General features: G+C 46.4%; 20 protein-coding genes. 9 read left to right on the forward strand and 11 right to left on the reverse strand.

Annotation, left to right across the window (positions count from 1 at the left end):
• The first annotated feature begins 95 nt into the window (after positions 1-95).
• On the forward strand, positions 96-2,744 hold the full coding sequence (locus Q1A41_RS01175; RefSeq protein ID WP_299973536.1) for a DUF6701 domain-containing protein: 2,649 nt from the start codon (positions 96-98) through the stop codon (positions 2,742-2,744).
• A 262-nt stretch (positions 2,745-3,006) separates the two neighbouring features.
• Positions 3,007-5,637: a DUF6701 domain-containing protein gene (locus tag Q1A41_RS01180; protein ID WP_299973538.1), complete on the forward strand. Its 2,631-nt coding sequence runs from the start codon at positions 3,007-3,009 to the stop codon at positions 5,635-5,637.
• 41 nt (positions 5,638-5,678) lie between these two features.
• Here the strand turns inward: Q1A41_RS01180 and Q1A41_RS01185 are convergent, their stop codons facing one another.
• A complete protein-coding gene (locus Q1A41_RS01185) occupies positions 5,679-6,203 on the reverse strand; it encodes an ACT domain-containing protein (RefSeq protein ID WP_299973541.1) in 525 nt (174 codons plus the stop codon).
• Between the two features lie 75 nt (positions 6,204-6,278).
• Here Q1A41_RS01185 and Q1A41_RS01190 point away from each other — a divergent pair, with 75 nt between their 5' ends.
• Together Q1A41_RS01190 and Q1A41_RS01195 are read left to right on the forward strand one after the other, a co-directional pair.
• Positions 6,279-7,100: a methyltransferase gene (locus tag Q1A41_RS01190; protein WP_299973544.1), complete on the forward strand. Its 822-nt coding sequence runs from the start codon at positions 6,279-6,281 to the stop codon at positions 7,098-7,100.
• On the forward strand, positions 7,097-7,324 hold the full coding sequence (locus tag Q1A41_RS01195) for a YheU family protein (RefSeq protein ID WP_299973549.1): 228 nt from the start codon (positions 7,097-7,099) through the stop codon (positions 7,322-7,324). Before Q1A41_RS01190 ends, Q1A41_RS01195 begins: the two co-directional genes overlap by 4 nt.
• 73 nt (positions 7,325-7,397) lie before the next feature.
• Here Q1A41_RS01195 and Q1A41_RS01200 read toward each other — a convergent pair whose 3' ends face one another.
• Positions 7,398-7,679 carry an antibiotic biosynthesis monooxygenase gene (locus Q1A41_RS01200; RefSeq protein ID WP_299772864.1) on the reverse strand — a complete coding sequence of 94 codons (282 nt, stop codon included), beginning with the start codon at positions 7,677-7,679 and terminating at the stop codon, positions 7,398-7,400.
• Between the two features lie 42 nt (positions 7,680-7,721).
• Positions 7,722-8,126, reverse strand: coding sequence for a hypothetical protein (locus Q1A41_RS01205; RefSeq protein ID WP_299973552.1), 405 nt, complete (start codon positions 8,124-8,126; stop codon positions 7,722-7,724).
• Positions 8,127-8,260: 134 nt separating this feature from the next.
• Here Q1A41_RS01205 and tusA point away from each other — a divergent pair, with 134 nt between their 5' ends.
• Positions 8,261-8,533, forward strand: coding sequence for a sulfurtransferase TusA (gene tusA, locus Q1A41_RS01210; protein ID WP_299973555.1), 273 nt, complete (start codon positions 8,261-8,263; stop codon positions 8,531-8,533).
• Between the two features lie 98 nt (positions 8,534-8,631).
• Here the strand turns inward: tusA and Q1A41_RS01215 are convergent, their stop codons facing one another.
• A complete protein-coding gene (locus Q1A41_RS01215; RefSeq protein ID WP_299772874.1) occupies positions 8,632-9,336 on the reverse strand; it encodes a hypothetical protein in 705 nt (234 codons plus the stop codon).
• A gap of 260 nt (positions 9,337-9,596) precedes the next feature.
• Between Q1A41_RS01215 and Q1A41_RS01220 the strand changes: the two genes are divergently transcribed.
• Genes Q1A41_RS01220 through Q1A41_RS01235 form a run of 4 tightly spaced genes read left to right on the forward strand, consistent with a single transcriptional unit; the run spans position 9,597 to position 12,697 of the window.
• Entirely contained in the window at positions 9,597-10,052 is a 456-nt protein-coding gene (locus Q1A41_RS01220; protein ID WP_299973558.1) for a gamma-glutamylcyclotransferase family protein, read from the forward strand.
• The gene (locus Q1A41_RS01225; protein ID WP_299973561.1) at positions 10,049-10,615 is read left to right on the forward strand and encodes an elongation factor P hydroxylase; all 567 of its coding nucleotides are present in this window, start codon (positions 10,049-10,051) and stop codon (positions 10,613-10,615) included. The genes Q1A41_RS01220 and Q1A41_RS01225 overlap by 4 nt, the downstream gene beginning before the upstream one ends.
• The gene (locus Q1A41_RS01230) at positions 10,612-11,511 is read left to right on the forward strand and encodes a 5'-3' exonuclease H3TH domain-containing protein (RefSeq protein ID WP_299973564.1); all 900 of its coding nucleotides are present in this window, start codon (positions 10,612-10,614) and stop codon (positions 11,509-11,511) included. The genes Q1A41_RS01225 and Q1A41_RS01230 overlap by 4 nt, the downstream gene beginning before the upstream one ends.
• A 40-nt stretch (positions 11,512-11,551) precedes the next feature.
• Complete coding sequence (locus Q1A41_RS01235; protein WP_299973566.1) at positions 11,552-12,697, forward strand: 4-phosphoerythronate dehydrogenase; 1,146 nt, start codon at positions 11,552-11,554, stop codon at positions 12,695-12,697.
• 64 nt (positions 12,698-12,761) lie between these two features.
• Here the strand turns inward: Q1A41_RS01235 and Q1A41_RS01240 are convergent, their stop codons facing one another.
• The 7 genes from Q1A41_RS01240 to dapC all read right to left on the reverse strand — a co-directional run bounded on the left by Q1A41_RS01240 (position 12,762) and on the right by dapC (position 18,305).
• Entirely contained in the window at positions 12,762-12,971 is a 210-nt protein-coding gene (locus Q1A41_RS01240; protein WP_299973569.1) for a PA1571 family protein, read from the reverse strand.
• A 234-nt stretch (positions 12,972-13,205) separates the two neighbouring features.
• On the reverse strand, positions 13,206-14,333 hold the full coding sequence (gene dapE, locus Q1A41_RS01245) for a succinyl-diaminopimelate desuccinylase (RefSeq protein ID WP_299976129.1): 1,128 nt from the start codon (positions 14,331-14,333) through the stop codon (positions 13,206-13,208).
• A 123-nt stretch (positions 14,334-14,456) separates the two neighbouring features.
• Positions 14,457-15,488, reverse strand: a complete 1,032-nt coding sequence (gene dapD, locus Q1A41_RS01250) for a 2,3,4,5-tetrahydropyridine-2,6-dicarboxylate N-succinyltransferase (protein WP_299973571.1) — start codon at positions 15,486-15,488, stop codon at positions 14,457-14,459.
• 48 nt (positions 15,489-15,536) lie between these two features.
• Entirely contained in the window at positions 15,537-15,887 is a 351-nt protein-coding gene (locus tag Q1A41_RS01255; RefSeq protein WP_299973574.1) for an ArsC family reductase, read from the reverse strand.
• Positions 15,888-16,044: 157 nt separating this feature from the next.
• Positions 16,045-16,341: a DUF4190 domain-containing protein gene (locus Q1A41_RS01260; RefSeq protein ID WP_299772891.1), complete on the reverse strand. Its 297-nt coding sequence runs from the start codon at positions 16,339-16,341 to the stop codon at positions 16,045-16,047.
• A gap of 91 nt (positions 16,342-16,432) precedes the next feature.
• The gene (gene nth, locus Q1A41_RS01265) at positions 16,433-17,086 is read right to left on the reverse strand and encodes an endonuclease III (protein ID WP_299973577.1); all 654 of its coding nucleotides are present in this window, start codon (positions 17,084-17,086) and stop codon (positions 16,433-16,435) included.
• Positions 17,087-17,108: 22 nt separating this feature from the next.
• A complete protein-coding gene (dapC, locus tag Q1A41_RS01270) occupies positions 17,109-18,305 on the reverse strand; it encodes a succinyldiaminopimelate transaminase (RefSeq protein ID WP_299973580.1) in 1,197 nt (398 codons plus the stop codon).
• Between the last annotated feature and the right edge of the window lie 26 nt (positions 18,306-18,331).

Genomic DNA, 18,331 nt, shown 5'->3' on the forward strand with positions numbered 1-18,331 from the left:
AAGCTTTAGTTGTCCACTTAGCGGCCGATACAGCAACTATGGGTTTTTCTGTGCTATTTTTAATGCAGTCCAGAGTATGATTTCGAGGTAACGCTTTGTTGACACGCTTTTTATTAACAGCTCTTGTATGGCTTTGTTCGGCCGCTCAAAGCCAGGCTGAAGTTGTTTTTAGTGACAATTTGAACGATCAAGCTGAAGTGCGTCGTAACTGGAACTTTATCGGCAGCGTTGACTTTCGAAGTGGGCAAGCCGCTGAATCTGGGCAGGCCATAGGGGTAGGTCCAAACTCTTATTTTTATCGCTTCTTCAGGCAATCTGAAACACCTGATAGCATGCAACTCACCTTTTGGTTCCGAGTGGGTAGAAACGATTTTAGCTGGAGCCCAAATAGGCGCTCTCGCTTCTACGTTTACTGGTATGGCTCTGGTGTATCAAATGGTTGGTATATAACCGAATTACATAGAGGGTCTTCTGGCGCAGGCAGCATCCGCAGTGTCACTATTGATATACCAACAAATCAAATTGGCCGCGATAACTACGTACTGTTTTATAACTCCGGCAGCGCAGGTTACTATCATATTGATAATATTGTCGTTACCCGAAATCAAGAGCAGGGCTTGGACCACTTTGATATCGCTTCTGGTGGTACAACAGCAAGCGTTTGTGCAGCTCAGGAGATTCTGATTGAAGCAAAAGATAGTTCAGGTCAGTTACTAAGCGACTACCAAGGTTTGGTCGACATTAGCACCAGCAGTGGCCATGGTACATGGTCCATGCCAAACGCTAATAATCGCTTTAGCGCAGGCCCCGCTGACAGCGGCCAAGCCAGCTATCAATTTCATAGCGATGACAATGGTCAGCTAAGGCTGCGTTTGTCAAATGAGCATGCTGAAAGTCTAAGTATTCAGCTTAGAGAAAACTCCGGCTCGATTTCGAGTAACAGCTCCACAATTCGCTTTTCTGAGAATGCCTTTGTTGTTGAATATGATGACCCACTCAATGATGATGTGATCGCCTACCGCAATCATGATTTACAAATAACCATGATGAAACGTGATTCCAGTGGTAATTGTGGTGCAGCACTAAATTACAATCGTACTGGAGTTTATGTGCGCAATATCGATATGGCTGATGACCCAGGAGGACTCAGTCCGCAGTTGCTGCTTGGGGGATCTACAGAAACTCTGAGTAGTGGTTTCTCTGAATTACCGATTAGCTTTTCTCAAGGTCAAGCTCGTGTGCAATTACTCACGAGAGATGTTGGGCATTTTCGATTAGATATCGAAGATCGCAGTAACAGTTTTAGTGACTCTACTATTTATGGCAGCAGTGCTGAAATTTCGGTAAGACCCTTTGCTTTCGCTATTTCCGTGCCGGGTAGCTCCAATAGCTTGCAGGCCAATGCGCCAGCATTTAAAGCTGCCGGTGAGAATTTTTCGGCAAATGTTAGTGCTGTTGGCTGGCAGCCCAGTGACGATACTAACAATGATGGTATGGCTGATGGCCATAACGATAGCAATTCACAAAACAATGCGGATTTATCTAATAACCCTGTTTTAGCGGCATTCGGAAGTGAAACACCGAGGTATAACGTGCAACTAAGCGCACGATCTGTTGCACCGCTAACGGTGGCCCATCAAGAATTAGGAGGTTCCATCAGCCTCACTGGTTTTAGTAGTGGTAGGGCAGACGCTGAATTAAACTATTCCAATGCTGGCATTATAGAAATAGATCTTAGCCTTGGCGAAGCTAGTTATCTTGGTGGATCTACTCAAGCTGCCGCTAAAATAGTTGGTCGTTCAGGGGTGGTAGGTAGGTTCACCGCCGATCATTTTCTTGTTCAAAATGCCAATGTGGACGTATTTTGTAGTGCAAGCAATCTGACTCATCTGTCCCAGCCATTTACAGTCTCTGCAGAAATTTCAGCTCGTGCTAGAGATGGCCGAGTATTGGATGCATATAGTGGAGAGTTCGCAAAACTCAGCGATAGTGAGGGCCTGCGAGAGCTCGATGCTAAGCCTCTTAACGGCAACGTTTTAACGGGAAGAGCTGATGTCGTATCAGAACTGTTAAATTTCACGCAGGGACAGGCGACCTTGAATGCGTCCTTAAGAGTTAATAAAACTGATCAAAAAGAATCACCATTACGGGATGTCCAGCTAGGCCTGCGCTTAGTTGATTCGGACGGTATTCGTCTTAATTCCAGTAGTATGGATCTCGATATTGATGGTGACGGTGATACAGATTCGAAGTTGCTTGGCAGCTCGGACTTTTATTACTCACGGTTATTTGCCGCGAGCAGGCATGGCCCTGAAACTGAAAACCTTCAGCTGCCCTTAGAAATACAGTCATGGGCAGGGCACTCCTTTGTCAGAAATGAAAATGATAGCTGCAGTCAAATTAATCGTGTTGATGTTCGCTTTGCCGCTACTGGCCCTTTAGATGTCCCATCAAATCTTACAGTTCCTATTGCAGCTTCCAGCACGACGGCGAGTTTTGCGGATATGCAGGCCCAGACTATTAATTTTAGCGCTGGCAACGCGGGTATGCAGTTTTCTGCGCCGGGCCTCGCTAACCGAGGCGAAGTGGAGGTAATTATCGACTATAGTGCGGCGCCTTGGCTGTCACATGATTGGAATCAAAATGATATAGACGACGAGCTTCAGCTACCGACTGTGCTGGCAAAGTTTGGAGCGATAAGAGGGCATGATCTTGTCGTATATTGGCGAGAAAATACTCGCTGAGACATTTTCATTCTTGCCCGCTTCATGCAGGCTTAAAAATATACCGACTATCAATCTTAGCTGGAGAGTTTTACAAAAATTACCTATTACTTAATAGATGACTACTTTTACAGTAGTTGAACATAAAATCGATTAAGCCATAGGTGCCATGTTGACCCGTCAAAGATTAAAATCTTTGCTCATGCAAGTGGCTAGCTTGATTGGCCACCTTTACCCTAATTTTTTCAAGTTTATAGGGGGCCGCAAATTTAGTAAAAAGGGTTTGCTAATATACCTTTTTCTGCAGCTGTCTCTGCCCTCTCAGCTTTACGCCGCAATCATTTTAAATGAAGACTTTGAATCGCCCTCAGATGTTATCAATGACTGGGTATTGTCCGGTACTTATGGCTTCCCTAGCAACCAAGAGCAAGCTCAAAATGGTACTGCCATCCTTTTAGGCCCTGGCCGGGCATATGCATATGCCTTTGTTGATCCTCCGTCAGATTACACCGCTTTGCGAATAAAGTTTTGGTTGCGAATTGGTCATGATAGCTTTAGCCAGACGCCCTCTAATAATGCGAGGGTAGAATTTCAATGGCTTAACGAAAATAGCAGTTGGGACGCAATTGTTATAGACAGCGGGAGTGCTAGGGCTGGCGAAGTTATCAACTACGAGCTAACGCTCCCTGCTGAACGAATTCGGCCCAGCGGTCGACCGACAGTATCTGCAGATACTTTTGGTTCTAGAGGGCATTATCATATTGACAATTGGACGGTTGAAGCGATAACGGATTCTGAACCAGAGAGAATATCGATTCAGAGCGCTCAAAGCTCAGCCAGTGTTTGTGTACCTAATCAATTTACTTTTTCTGTAATGGATCAAAATAATGATGTTATTACAGACTTTGAAGGAATTTTGGATATCACAACCAGTACCGCGAACGGTTCTTGGTCTATGAGTTCTGCAAATGGACGGTTTACCGCTGGAGCCGCTGATAGCGGTGAAGCAAGTTATCAAATGATAGCTGATGACCAAGGGCAGGTAGTTTTACAACTTGCAAATCAAAGAGCTGAGTCCTTGACCGTCAATGCGGAAATTCGTGGAGGCATGGCACAAGGGCAATCGAATACTATTAGCTATGCGGATAACGTCTTTGTTTTCGATTTTTCACAAGACGGTAAAGATTTTATCGCCTATCGTGCGCACAATATCGCAGTAAGATTAATGCGTAGGGACCCTGATACTGGAGATTGCGGCGTTGCTAGCGATTACAATACTGAAAATCTTCGCTTAAGGTTAAGGGGAGCTGACGGTGATGTTATGCAATTGCGCTCGCAGTGGATAATAAATGGGGATTTACACGGTACCAATAACAACTATTCAAGGAAGCCTCTTCGTTTTCGCAATGGCTTTGTGCAGTATCAATTACTTAATTACGATGTTGGTCGTTTTACCATTGGCATTCAGGATAACAGAAGAAATTTTGCTCAACAGACAATATCGAGCGTCAGTGAAAAGCTAATCTCTAGACCGTTTGCTCTTTTTGTTGAAGTGCCAAACAACCCAAGTGCTCAAGATCACAATGGTGGCGTTTTTGTAAAAGCTGGCGAAGAATTTTCTACACAAGTAAAGGCTGTTGGTTGGCAAGCTGATGATGATGCTAATGCTGATGGTGTGGCTGATGGTCATAATGATAGCGACATCAATACACTTGCTGACTTAAGTAACAACCCTGTATTGGCCAGTTTTGGTAATGAAGCCGATCCAGAGTCTGTTGTGTTAGCGGTTCGACCTTTTTTACCGGTGGCAGTAAGTCATGCCGACCTTTCTGGCAATTTGATACTGAGCGGATTTTCTGGAGGAGGCAGCGGGGAGAGACAATACAGTTATTCCAATGTCGGCATTGTAGAATTATCGGCCGCAATTAGTGGTGGCTCCTATCTGGGTGCAGATGCGCAAATAAGTGCAAAAATACAAGGTCGCTCAGGGGGCCTGGGGCGTTTTGTGCCAAGTCATTTTACGATAAGTGACGAAGATTTGCTTTCAGCCTGTGCAAGTACAGGTATAACTCATTTAGGCCAAGAATTCGAGGTGTCAGCCGAGCTACAGGCTGTCAATCTACAGGGACATGTTGTCGATGGCTATCATGGGGAATTCGCTAAATTGACTACAAGCCAGGGTTTGATTAGCTACCAAGCACAACAGCTGTTAAATAGGGTGGAAAAAACTAACGAGAGCTTCGAGTTTGATTTGGGGGTGGCGAGCTTAAAAAGCACTTTGCTCTTGGCACGTACTACAAACCCAGAGCCGCCGCTGGAAAACTTAATGGTTGCTCTAAAGGTGAACGATAGTGATGGTATTGAACTCGCCGACAGTGAATTAAATATGGATTTTGAAAATTCAGATGCGGTTGCTGATCATGCTTTACTTGGGAGTTCGAGCTTTTATTTTTCTCGTCTCAATATGCCCTCTCTACACGGTCCGGAAACCGAGGATTTACTGAGCCAGTTGCATATCGAATCCTGGCAAGGCAGTAGCTTCCAGCGAAATCAAAAGGCATCTTGTTTTTCTCTCGGTAGGGGGCAAATACGTTATGAGCAAACAGGCGACCTATCGGACGGTGGAAATAGAATTGTTACCATAGGATCCGGCCAAAGTACCGGCAGCTATGCAGATATGGGGCCTAATCATATTCATTTTTCACAAGGGGATGCTGGGCAGTATTTTACCGCTCCTGGATTCGGAAATCGTGGCTTTGTTGATGTGGATATAAACTTGGCCAATTATCCGTGGTTACGATATGACTGGAACCAGGATGGGAGCTTCGACGATGAAAACCTACCCACAGCCCGATTTCAATTTGGCGGCGTAAGGGGGCACGACAGGGTAGTTTACTGGCGCGAAAATAATTGATTCTCGCGCCTCTACTTTAATAGAATTCCGTATTCTATATATTAGGCGGTTGGCTCTTCAATCTGAATGTCTAGGGCCAGGTCATCGGCAATACTGTCAAGATGCTCCTGCAGCTCATCCATATTGCAAGCACTCTGCACATGCAATTGATAATGCGCTTCAAACTGTGGGTCACCAGACCAGGGCATGCTGCTGCAGTCGGTATCAAGCTGTGCAACGTTTATTGAGCGCTGTGCAAATGCCCTGGAGAGTTCTAGTACAATACCTGGGCGGTCTGGACCTATTGCACTGATGTTAATACTCTGCAGATTAACGGCTTGATTACTTTGACCTTGACTTAGCAACACTTGAATACCCTGTGATTCCAGAGCTGATAAGGCCGTGCTAAGTGACTCTAAATGCTCGGTAGCGCAGCTGACCCTCAAAATACCGGCAAATTTACCGTCTAGGTGCGCCATGCGGCTTTCTTGCCAGCTGCCTTTGTGCTGATCAATACAGTTGGCTATTTGCTCAATCACCCCAGGGCGATCATCACTGATTACGGTTAAAACTAAACATGTATCCATGGTAACTATCCGTTTAAACATCTACTGATATAGGGTAGGCTTTAGCCTTCTTTTAGGTCAAGTATGGATTAAAATATGTTTGCAGCCAAACCCATCATCAGTAGCTTAGTACTAGCCCTTAGTGCCGGCTTTAGTGCCTATAGCCTTAGCCATGCTGATCATAGTATCGAAAAAGCCGTAGCCGCGGATCATCGCGCCGAGAAAAACAGTTCTCGTGATGAATTCCGAAACCCAGTATCAACGTTGGAATTCTTCGAGCTGGCTGAAGATCAAACAGTGGTCGAAATTTGGCCAGGTGGTGGCTGGTATGCTGAGATTCTGGCACCTTATGTCATGGATAAGGGACAGTACTACGCAGCACATTTTGACCCCAATGCCGGCATTGATTTTTATACCCGTTACCAAAAGAAGTTCGCTGAGAAGATGGCCGCGAACCCTAATGTATATGGAAAGGCAAAACTAACAGCGTTCTATCCGCCAAATAAAGTTAATACGGTAAAAGGTAGTGCGGATCGCGTTTTGACTTTCCGTAATGTGCACAACTGGATGAAATCAGGTTTTGCACAGGAGGCCTTTGATGAATTTTACACAATGTTAAAGCCAGGTGGCCTATTGGGAGTTGTTGAGCATAGAGCTAAAAAAGGCACTGATTTAGATACTATGATTAAATCAGGTTATGTAACTGAGCTTAAGGTTATTGAATTTGCTGAAAAAGCTGGTTTTAAATTAGTGGCTGCAAGCGAAATCAACAGCAACCCTAAAGACAGCGCAGATCATCCTAAAGGCGTTTGGACTTTACCCCCGCGTTTGGCCTTAGGTGATGAAAAGCGTGAACACTACCTTGCTATCGGCGAAAGTGACCGCATGACCCTTAAATTTGTTAAGCCTGTTCAGTGATCATCCCCTTTCAACAATTAGCGCCAGAGACTCTGAAAGCGGTTTTAGAGTCTTTTGCTTTGCGTGAGGGTACTGATTATGGCGAACAGGAAGTTGGCCTAGAGAGCAAGCTCGAACAGCTTAAAGGGCAGCTGCAGCGCGGGGAATTGTTGCTGTGTTTTGATGAGCCCAGTGAATCGATAAACCTGATTACTCCACAACAAGCTCGAGAGATGGGTTTGTAGTTCTGCTTTCAAATATTGCTTAATGAGAAGGGCTTGATCAAGCCCCCCTCATTCTAGCATCGCTTCTGCCGATTTAGTTTTCCAAGAAAGTGATCTTTTCTGGGCCATCTAAAGTCGCGCCCAACTGGCTAATCATTTTGCGTCGCTCATCACTTTGGAACCAACGCTGCCAATCACTAAGTGTGCGCCACTTGCTGAGCACATAATGATGTCTTGGGTTGTTCATATCATAGAAGGTTTCACCGTTAATAAAGCCAACCGCTTGGTATGCCCCTTGGAGAGTTGAGCGAGCCATGGCTTCATAGGTGGATTCTAGGTCAGCGCCGATATGGCGCTCGATTAATACGTGAATCATGATTTGTATCCGGACAGCCAAAAGCGTGGATGGTACGCAATCCTAAGCAGAATGGGTAGCGCTCGGGGCAGGTAAATGTTGTTCAGATTCGCTGATCATCCATTCGACTAACCCCATCCATTCTTCAAGCAGAGAGAGAATAATGGCTTTACGGCTGGGGCGAACATCGCTTTGTTCAATAATGTTCCGGCCTATAAGGGTTAAAGACGAAATAATCTGGCCGACGATTACCGGATCTATAGCCACCATAAAAAACTCACAGCTGCGGCTAAGGTAAGGTGGTAGGGTTCGGGCCGAAGGCGCATCGTTAGTTTTACCCGCTAGGATATTTTGCACTTCAAGGGCAAGTCTTGGCTCGCGGTGGCGCAGAAGCTTAAAGCTAAGCTCCAAGCTATGGCGGCTAAAAATATCCGGGCGGTTTATGGTTAAATCTTTCAGTAGAGACAAAATACTTCCTCGCTCTGTGCTGAATCATCAGCTGCAAATCACAGTTACAGTGTAGTCCACAAGATGGTTTTCGCTGTTAAAATAGCTGCCGTATATCGGATGACAGAGCAAACAAAAGGTACAGAGTTAAGGAAATGACAGCGATAGACATAGAAACTTTAGTAGTTGATTCGACATTAGATGCACGTGGCCTGCTATGCCCCGAGCCCGTAATGATGCTTCATAAGCAGGTTCGTGAATGTCAGCCAGGCCAAGTGTTACAAGTGTTAGCGACAGACCCATCAACCACCCGTGATATCCCTAAGTTTTGTAACTTTTTAGGGCATGAGCTGTTGAAACAGTCAGAAGGCCAGGGCGAGAGTGCTAACGAATTCCATTATTGGATCTGTAAGGGGGCTGATGCCTAGTGGTGTTTGGTATCGTAAAGTTGTTGTTTTACAGAGAAAAGTAGACAGAAGGCAGCTTGAGCGGCTGCCTTAGAGTGAATGAAAAGTATGCTTCTTGCTTACTTTTCTTCAACCAAAATCGAGATGGCCGCTAGGGCCTCAGGATCTTCGGCTTTAATACGATTAGCAATCTGGTGCTGGAAGAAATAGCGAAATTCTTCTCGGCTTTGTACCTGATATAAGCAGTCATCACCTGGTAAAACCGGGGTGCTGACAACCTCAGACTCATCGGCCACCATGCCAGAAATCTTACCGTCACCATATAAGCGCCAGCTTATTACTTCCGTTAGGGTAATATTTTCATAGGCTTTATCGGCCAGTACTGCGTGGGTACCAATGGTGTCCGGTATCTCCTGGATGCTAAATTCACCGTTGAGCTCGGCGGCTTCGTAGTCATAATACTCAGCAGCGGTTTCTAGCTCGACAACCTTGTGAATAGGGGCGTCATAAAAGACTTCATCAACGCCTGGGTCGTAATAACCTTCCCATTGGCCGTTGAGGGGGTCCTTGATGTCGATACAGGCGACAATGTCATTGAGCCACGGTACTAGACCGACCACATCGCCGTTAGCGCGCAAACCCCAGCACAACACCTTAAGGCTGAACAGCTTATCAGGGCTGGCATCATTGCTATAAAGCATCTCCAGACCGTCGAGTTCAGGCGCAAGGCGAATAAAACGGGTATCATCCTCAGGCGCGTATTTCTGGCCCGTGAACAAATCAATGACATTACTCTTTTTAGAGCGGTTTTCCATGGTCTTCATGCGACTACCTCCCTTCTGGGTTTTGGCAGCTTAGGTGCCTACCCCAGTTTCAGAGTAGGCTTATTATTATATGGCACTCAAATTTGCGTAAAATTCCCTTTTAGGCGCTTAAACTTCAGCAGAAGGGGCGGTGCCATTAAAATTCTTACTATATAAAGTATAGCTAGATTGGCATAAGTACAACATTTTGACAAAATATTTTTTATTGGGCCCAAGATCACTATATGTAGTGGTTTTATTTTGATTGATTAGGTTGAAAATTGAACAGTTATTATTTCGCTTACGGTTCTAATATGAACCCAGATAGGATGCGTACCCGAGGGCTAGAATTTGATTTGGCAGTCTCCGCCACTTTGCCACAGTCACAGCTGCTGTTTAACAAACGTGCTGCGGACGCCCCACATCGCTCCTACGCCAATATCGGCTTTCACCATAGCTCGGTAGTGGAAGGGGTTGCGTATCGCCTTAAAGATCATCAGCAGATCTTTAAAATGGACCCATTTGAGGGGGCGCCGCGCTTATACAGTCGCGATATATTCACAGTGCACAGCAGTGATGGGCCTATCGCAGCCTGGGTCTATGTCGCTAATAAGGCCATGTTGCAGGACGATTTAAAACCAGCCCGCTGGTACTTGGAGCATTTATTGGCAGGGCGTGAGTTCCTAAGTGAGGCATATTATCAGCGTTTGACTCAAGTAGAGTGCGTTCCTGAATGAGTTGTTTTAATAGCAGGCCCGAGCTTGAGCATCGTTGCCAAGATTTGGTAAACATTTTTGCTGAGTGTTTTGAGCGAAGCCACAATACGATACTCGTTGCCGGTGCCGAAGAGCCCCTCTATCAGGTGGCCGATTTGGAATGCTCTAAGAATAGGATCCATTTCACTCTAGACTATTATGCCAGCGGCTTACATGAAATCGCCCATTGGCTCGTCGCAGGAGAAGAGCGCCGTCGCTTGGAAGATTACGGCTATTGGTATGCCCCCGATGGTCGAAGCGCGGAGCAGCAAGCTGAGTTTGAAAAGGTTGAAGCTAAGCCTCAGGCCTTGGAGTGTATTCTGTCTCGTGCGGCGGCTTTTCCGTTTCGGGTAAGTGCTGATAATGCTGAAGCGGGCTTACTGCCCAGCGAGGAATTTTGTCAGGCTATTTTTTGCCAGTTACAGTGCTATTGTGCAGGGGCCTTAAATGAGCGTAGTCAAAAGTTGATTGAAGCTTTAAGTCGCTTTTACGGTACTGAAGGCGCTGATCAGATTGCTAACTACCGTCGGGAAGATGTGCGATGAAACCATTAGCCGCAACTTGCCTGGTTGATGCTTCAATCTACATTTTTCAATATTACTTTTCTTTGCCTGCGAACTGGACGGCGCGCAATGGCTTTTCAACTGAAGCGGTCTATGGCTTCTCTACGTTTCTATTAAAACTAAAAGAACAATATGGGCCAGAGCGTATTGGCTTATGTTTTGACGAGAGTTTAGGGCAAGGTTTTCGAGAAGAGATCTATCCTGAGTACAAAGCGAGCCGGGCATTGCCAGATGAAGCTTTGGCTTATCAGTTGGAGGCATGTCGAGAAGTTGCTGAACTAATGGGTATTCCCTGTTTCGGATCGACGCGCTACGAGGCTGATGATTTAATTGGTAGTTTAATGACTGTGTCAAAGCGCAGTAAGCAGCCGGTCGCTGTGTTAACTCGTGATAAAGATCTGGGGCAGCTAATTCGCCGAGAGCAGGATTATCTTTGGGATTTTGCTAAGGATGTATGTTCTTACCCTGCGGATATACAAGAAAAGTGGGGAGTACCTGCAGAGGCGATGGCTGATTACTTAGCCTTGGTGGGCGATGCGGTTGATGATATCCCTGGTGTGCCAGGAATTGGCGCCAAGACGGCCGCTGCCTTGCTGCAAGCCCATGGCAGTGTAAAAGGTGTTTACGCCAATATAGAGCAGTTACACAGTTTGCCAGTTCGCGGTGCGAAAGGCTTGGCGACTAAGCTAGAAGAGCACCTCGAGCAGGTTGCCATGGCAAAAACACTGGCCACGATTGTTTGCGATGTTCCTTTGGTGAGCTCAATCAAAGAACTGCATTGGCAGCCAGCCGATATGTTGGCTTTAGAAAAGTTTTGCCAAAAACAGGGCTTTTCGCGCTTAGCGAGCCGAATGAACAAAGTATTTGCTGGCTCTTAATTAGAGTCAGGGTGGCTCGAAATCAATTTAGGAGTATGGTTTGATCATTCTGTTGGATGAAAACATTCCCGAGGCAGAGGTCTATTTTTCACGTTTTGTGGAAAAAAACGGTGGCGAGCTGCGATTTAAAGCAGGCCGCGAAATTGCCGCAGCCGATGTGAGGGATGTTGATGCTTTAATCGTTCGCTCTGTGAGTAAGGTTGATAAATCACTGCTTGAGTTTAGCCCTGTAAAATTTGTAGGCAGCTGCACCATCGGTATGGATCATATTGATACTGCCTATTTGGATCAGAGAGGGATTGTGTATTCAAACGCAGCGGCTTGTAATGCCAACTCGGTAGTAGAGTATGTTTTCGCGGCCTTGGCACACTTGAATTGCGATTGGCAGGGTAAGCGTCTAGGCATCATTGGTATGGGTAATGTTGGCTCGGCGCTTTATAAACGTGCCGCAAAACTTGGTATAGAATGCGTTGGCTATGACCCGCTTATTGAGCAAGATCGATACCCTGTTTTGACTTCACTTGAGGAAGTATTGGCAGCTGATATTGTATCTATGCATGCCCCGTTGACTCGAACTGGGCCATACCCAAGCTATAAAATGATTGGGCAGGCCGAAATTTTACGACTCAAGGCGGGTGCTGTTCTGCTTAACTGTGGGCGGGGTGATTGCTTGGATAATCGCGCTTTATTGGAGCGGATTAACAATAAAGGTGATTTGTTAACAGTGCTGGATGTTTGGCAAGACGAGCCTAATTTACATGCCGATGTACTTGCGGCTGTTGATATCGCGACGCCCCATATAGCGGGTTATAGTTATGATGGTAAAGTCACTGGCACAAGGATGATTGCGGAGCGCTTGTCGGAGTTTTTATCATTAGATTGGATAAATCCCAGAGGTTCACGGCAAGATCCTGAGTCACTTTCCAACTTGGCTGCTGATTCAGCCTTTGAGCTTCTGCGCCAGCTAATTCCACATTGCTACGATATATCTCAAGATGACAAAAACCTTCGCGAGGCTATGCATCTACAAGCCGATGATGTTGCCAAAGCCTTTGATGCCTTGAGAAAAAACTATCCCAAAAGGCGAGAGTTCTTTCATTATCGTCTTGCTGAAGTTGATGGGCTTACAGAAAAAGAAAAGCAGCGACTAGAACAAAGTCTAGCCGCTTTGGGATTTTCCCAATAAGTATGAGGAGAGTTTAAAACTGATACTGCTAAAATCCAAACCTGCAAACTGGCGTTTATCAGGTTTAAGAATTTGCCGGTGCCGATAGGGGATGTAACCAATTAGGTAAATAGTTAATGAGCTGATCAATAGCTTGATCCACCGCCTGATTAACCATTTCTTCAGTAATGGGCGTTTCCGTTCCATCATCGTTAATGATGGCAGCACCGTGAAAATTGCGACGAGGAAAGGGAATTACCTTGGCGCAAGGCTGTACGGCCGTTTGCTCAGACATTTCACTGTCCCGTCTCAATTTCAATGCTGGCTAATATAATCGGCAAATATGACTGCTATGTTACAGCCTTTCATTTGAGGGGCTAATTTAATGGTTTAAAGATTCTACAAAGATAGGCGGTCGATATTCTTGCTTGGAGGGGGCTTCGAAAAGTTATTTATGCCACTATATCTGGTACATTTCAGACGATTCAATTTACGAGATAAAGTGGCACAGCACTGCAGATTGCGGCGTTTAAGTTAGAAGGTTTTCTAAGATTCCTTGATACACTTCTTGTAACTTGTTTAAGTCCTCGGCGCAGACGCATTCATCAACTTTATGAATGGTGGCATTAACGGGGCCAAGCTCCAGCACTTGTGCGCCAGTAGGAGCAATGAATCGTCCGTCAGAGGTGCCGCCTGCTGTAGACAACTCAGTGTCGATATTGCAGTGATCTTTAATCGCTTTAACGGCAGCATCAACCAATGGCCCTTCAGGCGTAAGGAAGGGATGGCCGCTAAGCTTCCAATTGATGTCGTACTCTAAGCCATGTTTGTTGAGGATAGTCTCGCTGCGTTCGCGGAGAGTGGTCTCGGTCAATTCAGTAGAAAAGCGAAAATTAAAGACTATATCAACATCGCCAGGTATTACATTAGTGGCACCGGTGCCGCCATTAATGTTGGAAATTTGAAAACTGGTTGCTGGGAAAAAATCATTGCCTTGATCCCATTCCTCTGCAGCTAGCTCGGCAAGGGCCGGTGCCGCTTGATGAATGGGATTGCGTGCTAGGTGCGGATAGGCAACATGACCTTGAATACCTTTGATCTTTAGTTCACAACCTAAAGATCCACGACGACCATTTTTAATGACATCACCAACTTCATTGGTGCTAGAAGGCTCTCCTACCAAACACCATGTGATTTTTTCATTGCGTTGTTCTAGCCATTCAACAACCTTTACCGTGCCATTAATCGCGGGGCCTTCTTCATCTGAAGTAATCAGAAAAGCAATTCGGCCCTCATGATCTGGGTTAGCCGCTACGAAGTTCTCTACCGCGACCAGCATGGCGGCCAAGCTACCCTTCATATCAGCTGCGCCACGCCCATAAAGCATGCCATCTTCTATGATGGGTTCGAACGGCGGGTGCTGCCAGTTACTCTCTGGGCCTGTTGGTACAACATCCGTATGACCGGCAAAGGCAAAGATTGGGCCTTGTTCACCCCGGATTGCCCAGAAGTTATCAACTTCTCCAAAACGTAGATTGTGGATCTCAAAACCTATGGTTTTAAGTCGTTCGCACATGAGTGCTTGGCAGCCCTCATCTTCAGGGGTGACCGAGGGACGGCCCATTAAATCCATGGCTAATTCAAGGGTTGGGGACAGCTTGGCGGCGGTGCTCATAATTATCTCTTGCTAGGTACGTCAGGATTAACTGCGCTTTGATTGTTTTAATACGATGGCGATGGTTTACCACGCCACTGCCCAGCAGCGTGGTAGCAAGGAGGCTTAGTTGTTAGCGTGTAATTCTTCGTTAAGCGCAATAGCGTTTTTATTGGTTTTACACTCAACCGCGCCACTGCTTGAATTGCGACGGAACAGCAAATCAGATTTACCGGCTAGATCACGAGCTTTAACTTCTTCGACTAGCTGGCCTTTATCATCAAGCAGCTGTACTTTAGTTCCCGCCGTAATATATAAGCCGGCTTCAACCGTACAGCGATCGCCAAGGGGAATACCGATACCGGCATTAGCGCCAAGCAAACACTCTTTGCCGACTGAAATAATTATATTACCGCCGCCGGATAAGGTGCCCATGGTTGAGGCGCTACCACCAAGATCGGAGCCGGCGCCGATCATCACGCCAGCAGAAACGCGGCCTTCGATCATTCCTGGGCCTTCGGTGCCCGCATTAAAGTTAACAAAACCTTCGTGCATGATGGTGGTGCCTTCGCCTAAATAGGCGCCCAAGCGCACGCGAGCTGTGTGGGCAATGCGCACACCAGCAGGTACAACATAGTTGGTCATTTTAGGGAATTTATCGACGCAAGAAACTTCCAGTACCTGACCTTTTAAGCGTGCGGCTAGCTGACGCTCAGCTAGCTCGCTTAGGTCGATCGCGCCTTCATTGGTCCAGGCAACATTGGGGAGTAAACCGAAGATACCTGATAAATCCGTGCCGTGGGGTTTTACTAAGCGGTGCGAGATTAAGTGCAGTTTTAAATACGCTTCTGGCGTATTATTAGGAGCGGCATCTTCAGCTAATACTGTTAGCACTAGAGGGCGTTCACTGCTCGTTAAAGACTGAGCAATACCAGCTTGTTCAGTTTGGCCGGCATTGTTCAAGGCTTCCGCTAGCTTGCTCATAGTGTCATTGTCTAGTGCAATTGCCGCATTGCCACCTGTGTAGCCAGCGGCAGTTAATGCTTCTGATATGGCGCTATCGGCGTTCAGAAGAGGAGCTGGGTAAAATACCTCTAGCCATTCGCCGTTTTGATTTTGCGTGCCGACACCTAGGCCGACGCTGTATAGATTGCTCATGGTGATACCTTTATCAATTTTGTTATTTGGGCCTGAGTTAACAAGCTCTTAAGAATTAAAAATGTTCTCGTAGTCGGCCACTTTAAAGCCGACTTTGCGTGCTTTGCCGTCATCAAGCAGTGGGCGCTTGATAAGTGTTGGGCTTGCTATGATTGCTGTTAGCGCTGCGCTTGCATCCATATTGCTGCGCAAGTTCTCATCGAGTGCTTTCCAGCTGGTGCTGCGTTTGTTCAGCAAGGTTTCCCAGCCCAGCTCATCGATCCAAGCCGCGACTTGCTCTTTACTCAAGCCATCTTTTCGAAAGTCGTGGAAATCATAGCTGATGCCAGCTTGTTCTAGCCAGGTTCGGGCCTTCTTGACGGTATCGCAATTGGGGATGCCATATAGGGTAACGCTCATTATCACTCTCGCTATTTGACGTTTCTGTTTGCTGCTGTGCTTTGTATTAAAAATTAAGCAATACAGCTGGCTTAGTGGCCTCAAAAGGCGCTAAGCATAGCAAATCCTTACGGGCAGTATAATAGTGACGCCGCTGGATTTATCCGTTTAGCTGGTATTAGCCAAAGAACGCCATTAAAAACGCTAAGCCGCCCAATACCACAACCCAGATAAAGGCCAAGATAAAGCCGATGTAACCGGTAACTAAGCCGGTAAGGGCCAGTGCATCGCCTTGCAGTTGGCCGCCGCTTTTGCGAATCTCTGAGCGCGCCAAGTGACCGGTAATAATGCCGACTAGGGAGCCTAAAAAGAATAGGCCTAGAATGCCGAACACTAAGCTGACAATGGCCAGTGTTGATGTTTTTGCAGGAATAGCTTGGGTGCTTACTTCGGTATTACTTTGATTGTTTTCCATGTTTTTACTGTGTCTTTACTGCTTTGTTTGTGGGTTATTGGTCTCTAAAACTCTTTAAAAAAAGCCCTTGGCTTAACTGTTCAGGCCTATTTTAGGGTTTTAAGGTTACTTTAGGGTTTTTGCGTTTGGGGTAGCAAGTCGTACAAATCTCACAGACCGTGCCATCGCAGCCCCTTGCCGAGCAAAACTCGCGACCCCAATAGATAATCTGTAAATGCAATGCATTCCAAGAGTCTTCGGGGAATAGTTTTTTTAAGTCTTTTTCGGTTTGCGCAACGTTTTGTCCGCTGGTGAGGCCCCAGCGTTGGGCTAAACGGTGAATATGAGTATCTACTGGGAAGCTAGGCACATTGAAGGCCTGTGCCATGACTACTCCAGCCGTTTTATGTCCCACGCCGGGTAGCTTTTCTAGTGCTTCCATATCGGCGGGTACTTCGCCTTCGTGCTCTTCAATTAGAATCTGTGAAAGCTTGGAGATGGCTTTAGACTTTTGTGGCGACAGGCCGCAGGGGCGAATGATAGCTTGAATATCCTCAACCGTTTGCTTGGCCATATCTAATGGATTGTCAGCGAGTTCCCATAAAGCCGGAGTAACTTGATTGACGCGCTCGTCGGTGCACTGTGCCGACAGTAAGACCGCCACCAATAGCGTATATGGGTCTTTATGGTCCAACGGAATAGGTGGTTTTGGGTATTCCTTTTGAAGTCGGCCAAGGATGTAACTGGCTCTTTCTTTTTTTAGCATTTAGCGATAACTCTTTCGCAATTTATTTTGAAACAAAATCGACGATTCTTTCTGCAGCCACAATACATTCATCAAGTGGGGCGACAAGCGCCATGCGAATATAGCCGTTGCCTGGATTGACACCTTGGCTATCTCGCGCCAGGAATTGACCAGGTAAAACAGTAATGTGTTGCTCTGCAAACAGTCGTTGAGCAAAGTCTTTATCGCAGCCTTGCACATTGGGCCATAAATAAAAGCCTGCATCGGGTTTTTTAACCTCAAGTTTTCCGTCTAAGATCTCCAACACAGCAGAGAACTTCTCTTGGTAGGCCTTACGGTTTTGCAGTACATGTTCCTCGTCTTGCCATGCCGCAATACTAGCAATCTGGCTGGGAAGGGCCATAGCACAGCCGTGATAAGTTCGATAGCGAAGAAACTGCGCCATGATGTCGGCATCACCCGCCGCAAAACCGGAGCGCAAACCAGGCAGATTTGAGCGTTTAGATAAGCTGTGGAATACCACGCAGCGTTTATAGTCATTGCGTCCCATCTCGGCGCAGGCTTGTAAAAGGCCTGGGGGTGGATTCTGTTCATCAAAATACAACTCGCTGTAGCACTCATCGCTGGCAATAATAAAATCATATTCATCGGCCAGCTTAATCAGCTTCTGCAGCTGTTCACTGCTCATCACCGCGCCCGTTGGATTGCCCGGCGTGCATATAAATAGCAGCTGACAGCGTTCCCAAAGCTCTGGTGCGACTTGCTCAAAATCAGGAATATAACCGTTCTCGGCTTGGCAGTTTAGAAAGTGTGGCTCAGCGCCGGCCAATAGTGCGGCCCCTTCATAAATTTGATAAAAAGGGTTGGGGCACATAACTAAAGGAGCTTTCTGCTGCCGATCAATGATCGCTTGCACAAAAGCAAATAGAGCCTCACGGGTGCCATTGACGGGGAGAACGTGGCGCTCTGGGTCTAGACTTTCTTGCTTAAGTTTAAATCGTCTCTCTAACCATTTGCTGATGGCCTCGCGAAGTTCGGGAACACCTTTGGTGGCGGGGTAGTTTGCCAACTTGTCGAGATTATCTTTCAGGGTCTCTATCACAAACTGGGGAGGTAGATGTTTGGGCTCCCCGATTGAAAGTGCAATATGGCTTTTGTCGCTAGCTGGGCTAACAGCTGCCTTTAGCTTGGCGAGTTTTTCAAACGGGTAAGGCTGAAGTTTATTGAGATCTGGGTTCATAGCTATGGTGGCTTATTTGGTTTTTC

It is taken from the genome of uncultured Pseudoteredinibacter sp. (assembly GCF_947502065.1).
Classification (GTDB): domain Bacteria; phylum Pseudomonadota; class Gammaproteobacteria; order Pseudomonadales; family Cellvibrionaceae; genus Pseudoteredinibacter.

What these genes read in the sequence shown, in the direction of transcription:
- Q1A41_RS01185 (WP_299973541.1), bottom strand. Translation starts at nt 6,203, where the DNA reads ATGGATACATGTTTAGTTTTAACCGTAATCAGTGATGATCGCCCTGGG.
- Q1A41_RS01190 (WP_299973544.1), top strand. Translation starts at nt 6,279, where the DNA reads ATGTTTGCAGCCAAACCCATCATCAGTAGCTTAGTACTAGCCCTTAGT.
- Q1A41_RS01200 (WP_299772864.1), bottom strand. Translation starts at nt 7,679, where the DNA reads ATGATTCACGTATTAATCGAGCGCCATATCGGCGCTGACCTAGAATCC.
- tusA (WP_299973555.1), top strand. Translation starts at nt 8,261, where the DNA reads ATGACAGCGATAGACATAGAAACTTTAGTAGTTGATTCGACATTAGAT.
- Q1A41_RS01215 (WP_299772874.1), bottom strand. Translation starts at nt 9,336, where the DNA reads ATGAAGACCATGGAAAACCGCTCTAAAAAGAGTAATGTCATTGATTTG.
- Q1A41_RS01225 (WP_299973561.1), top strand. Translation starts at nt 10,049, where the DNA reads ATGAGTTGTTTTAATAGCAGGCCCGAGCTTGAGCATCGTTGCCAAGAT.
- Q1A41_RS01230 (WP_299973564.1), top strand. Translation starts at nt 10,612, where the DNA reads ATGAAACCATTAGCCGCAACTTGCCTGGTTGATGCTTCAATCTACATT.
- Q1A41_RS01240 (WP_299973569.1), bottom strand. Translation starts at nt 12,971, where the DNA reads ATGTCTGAGCAAACGGCCGTACAGCCTTGCGCCAAGGTAATTCCCTTT.
- dapD (WP_299973571.1), bottom strand. Translation starts at nt 15,488, where the DNA reads ATGAGCAATCTATACAGCGTCGGCCTAGGTGTCGGCACGCAAAATCAA.
- Q1A41_RS01255 (WP_299973574.1), bottom strand. Translation starts at nt 15,887, where the DNA reads ATGAGCGTTACCCTATATGGCATCCCCAATTGCGATACCGTCAAGAAG.
- Q1A41_RS01260 (WP_299772891.1), bottom strand. Translation starts at nt 16,341, where the DNA reads ATGGAAAACAATCAAAGTAATACCGAAGTAAGCACCCAAGCTATTCCT.
- nth (WP_299973577.1), bottom strand. Translation starts at nt 17,086, where the DNA reads ATGCTAAAAAAAGAAAGAGCCAGTTACATCCTTGGCCGACTTCAAAAG.
- dapC (WP_299973580.1), bottom strand. Translation starts at nt 18,305, where the DNA reads ATGAACCCAGATCTCAATAAACTTCAGCCTTACCCGTTTGAAAAACTC.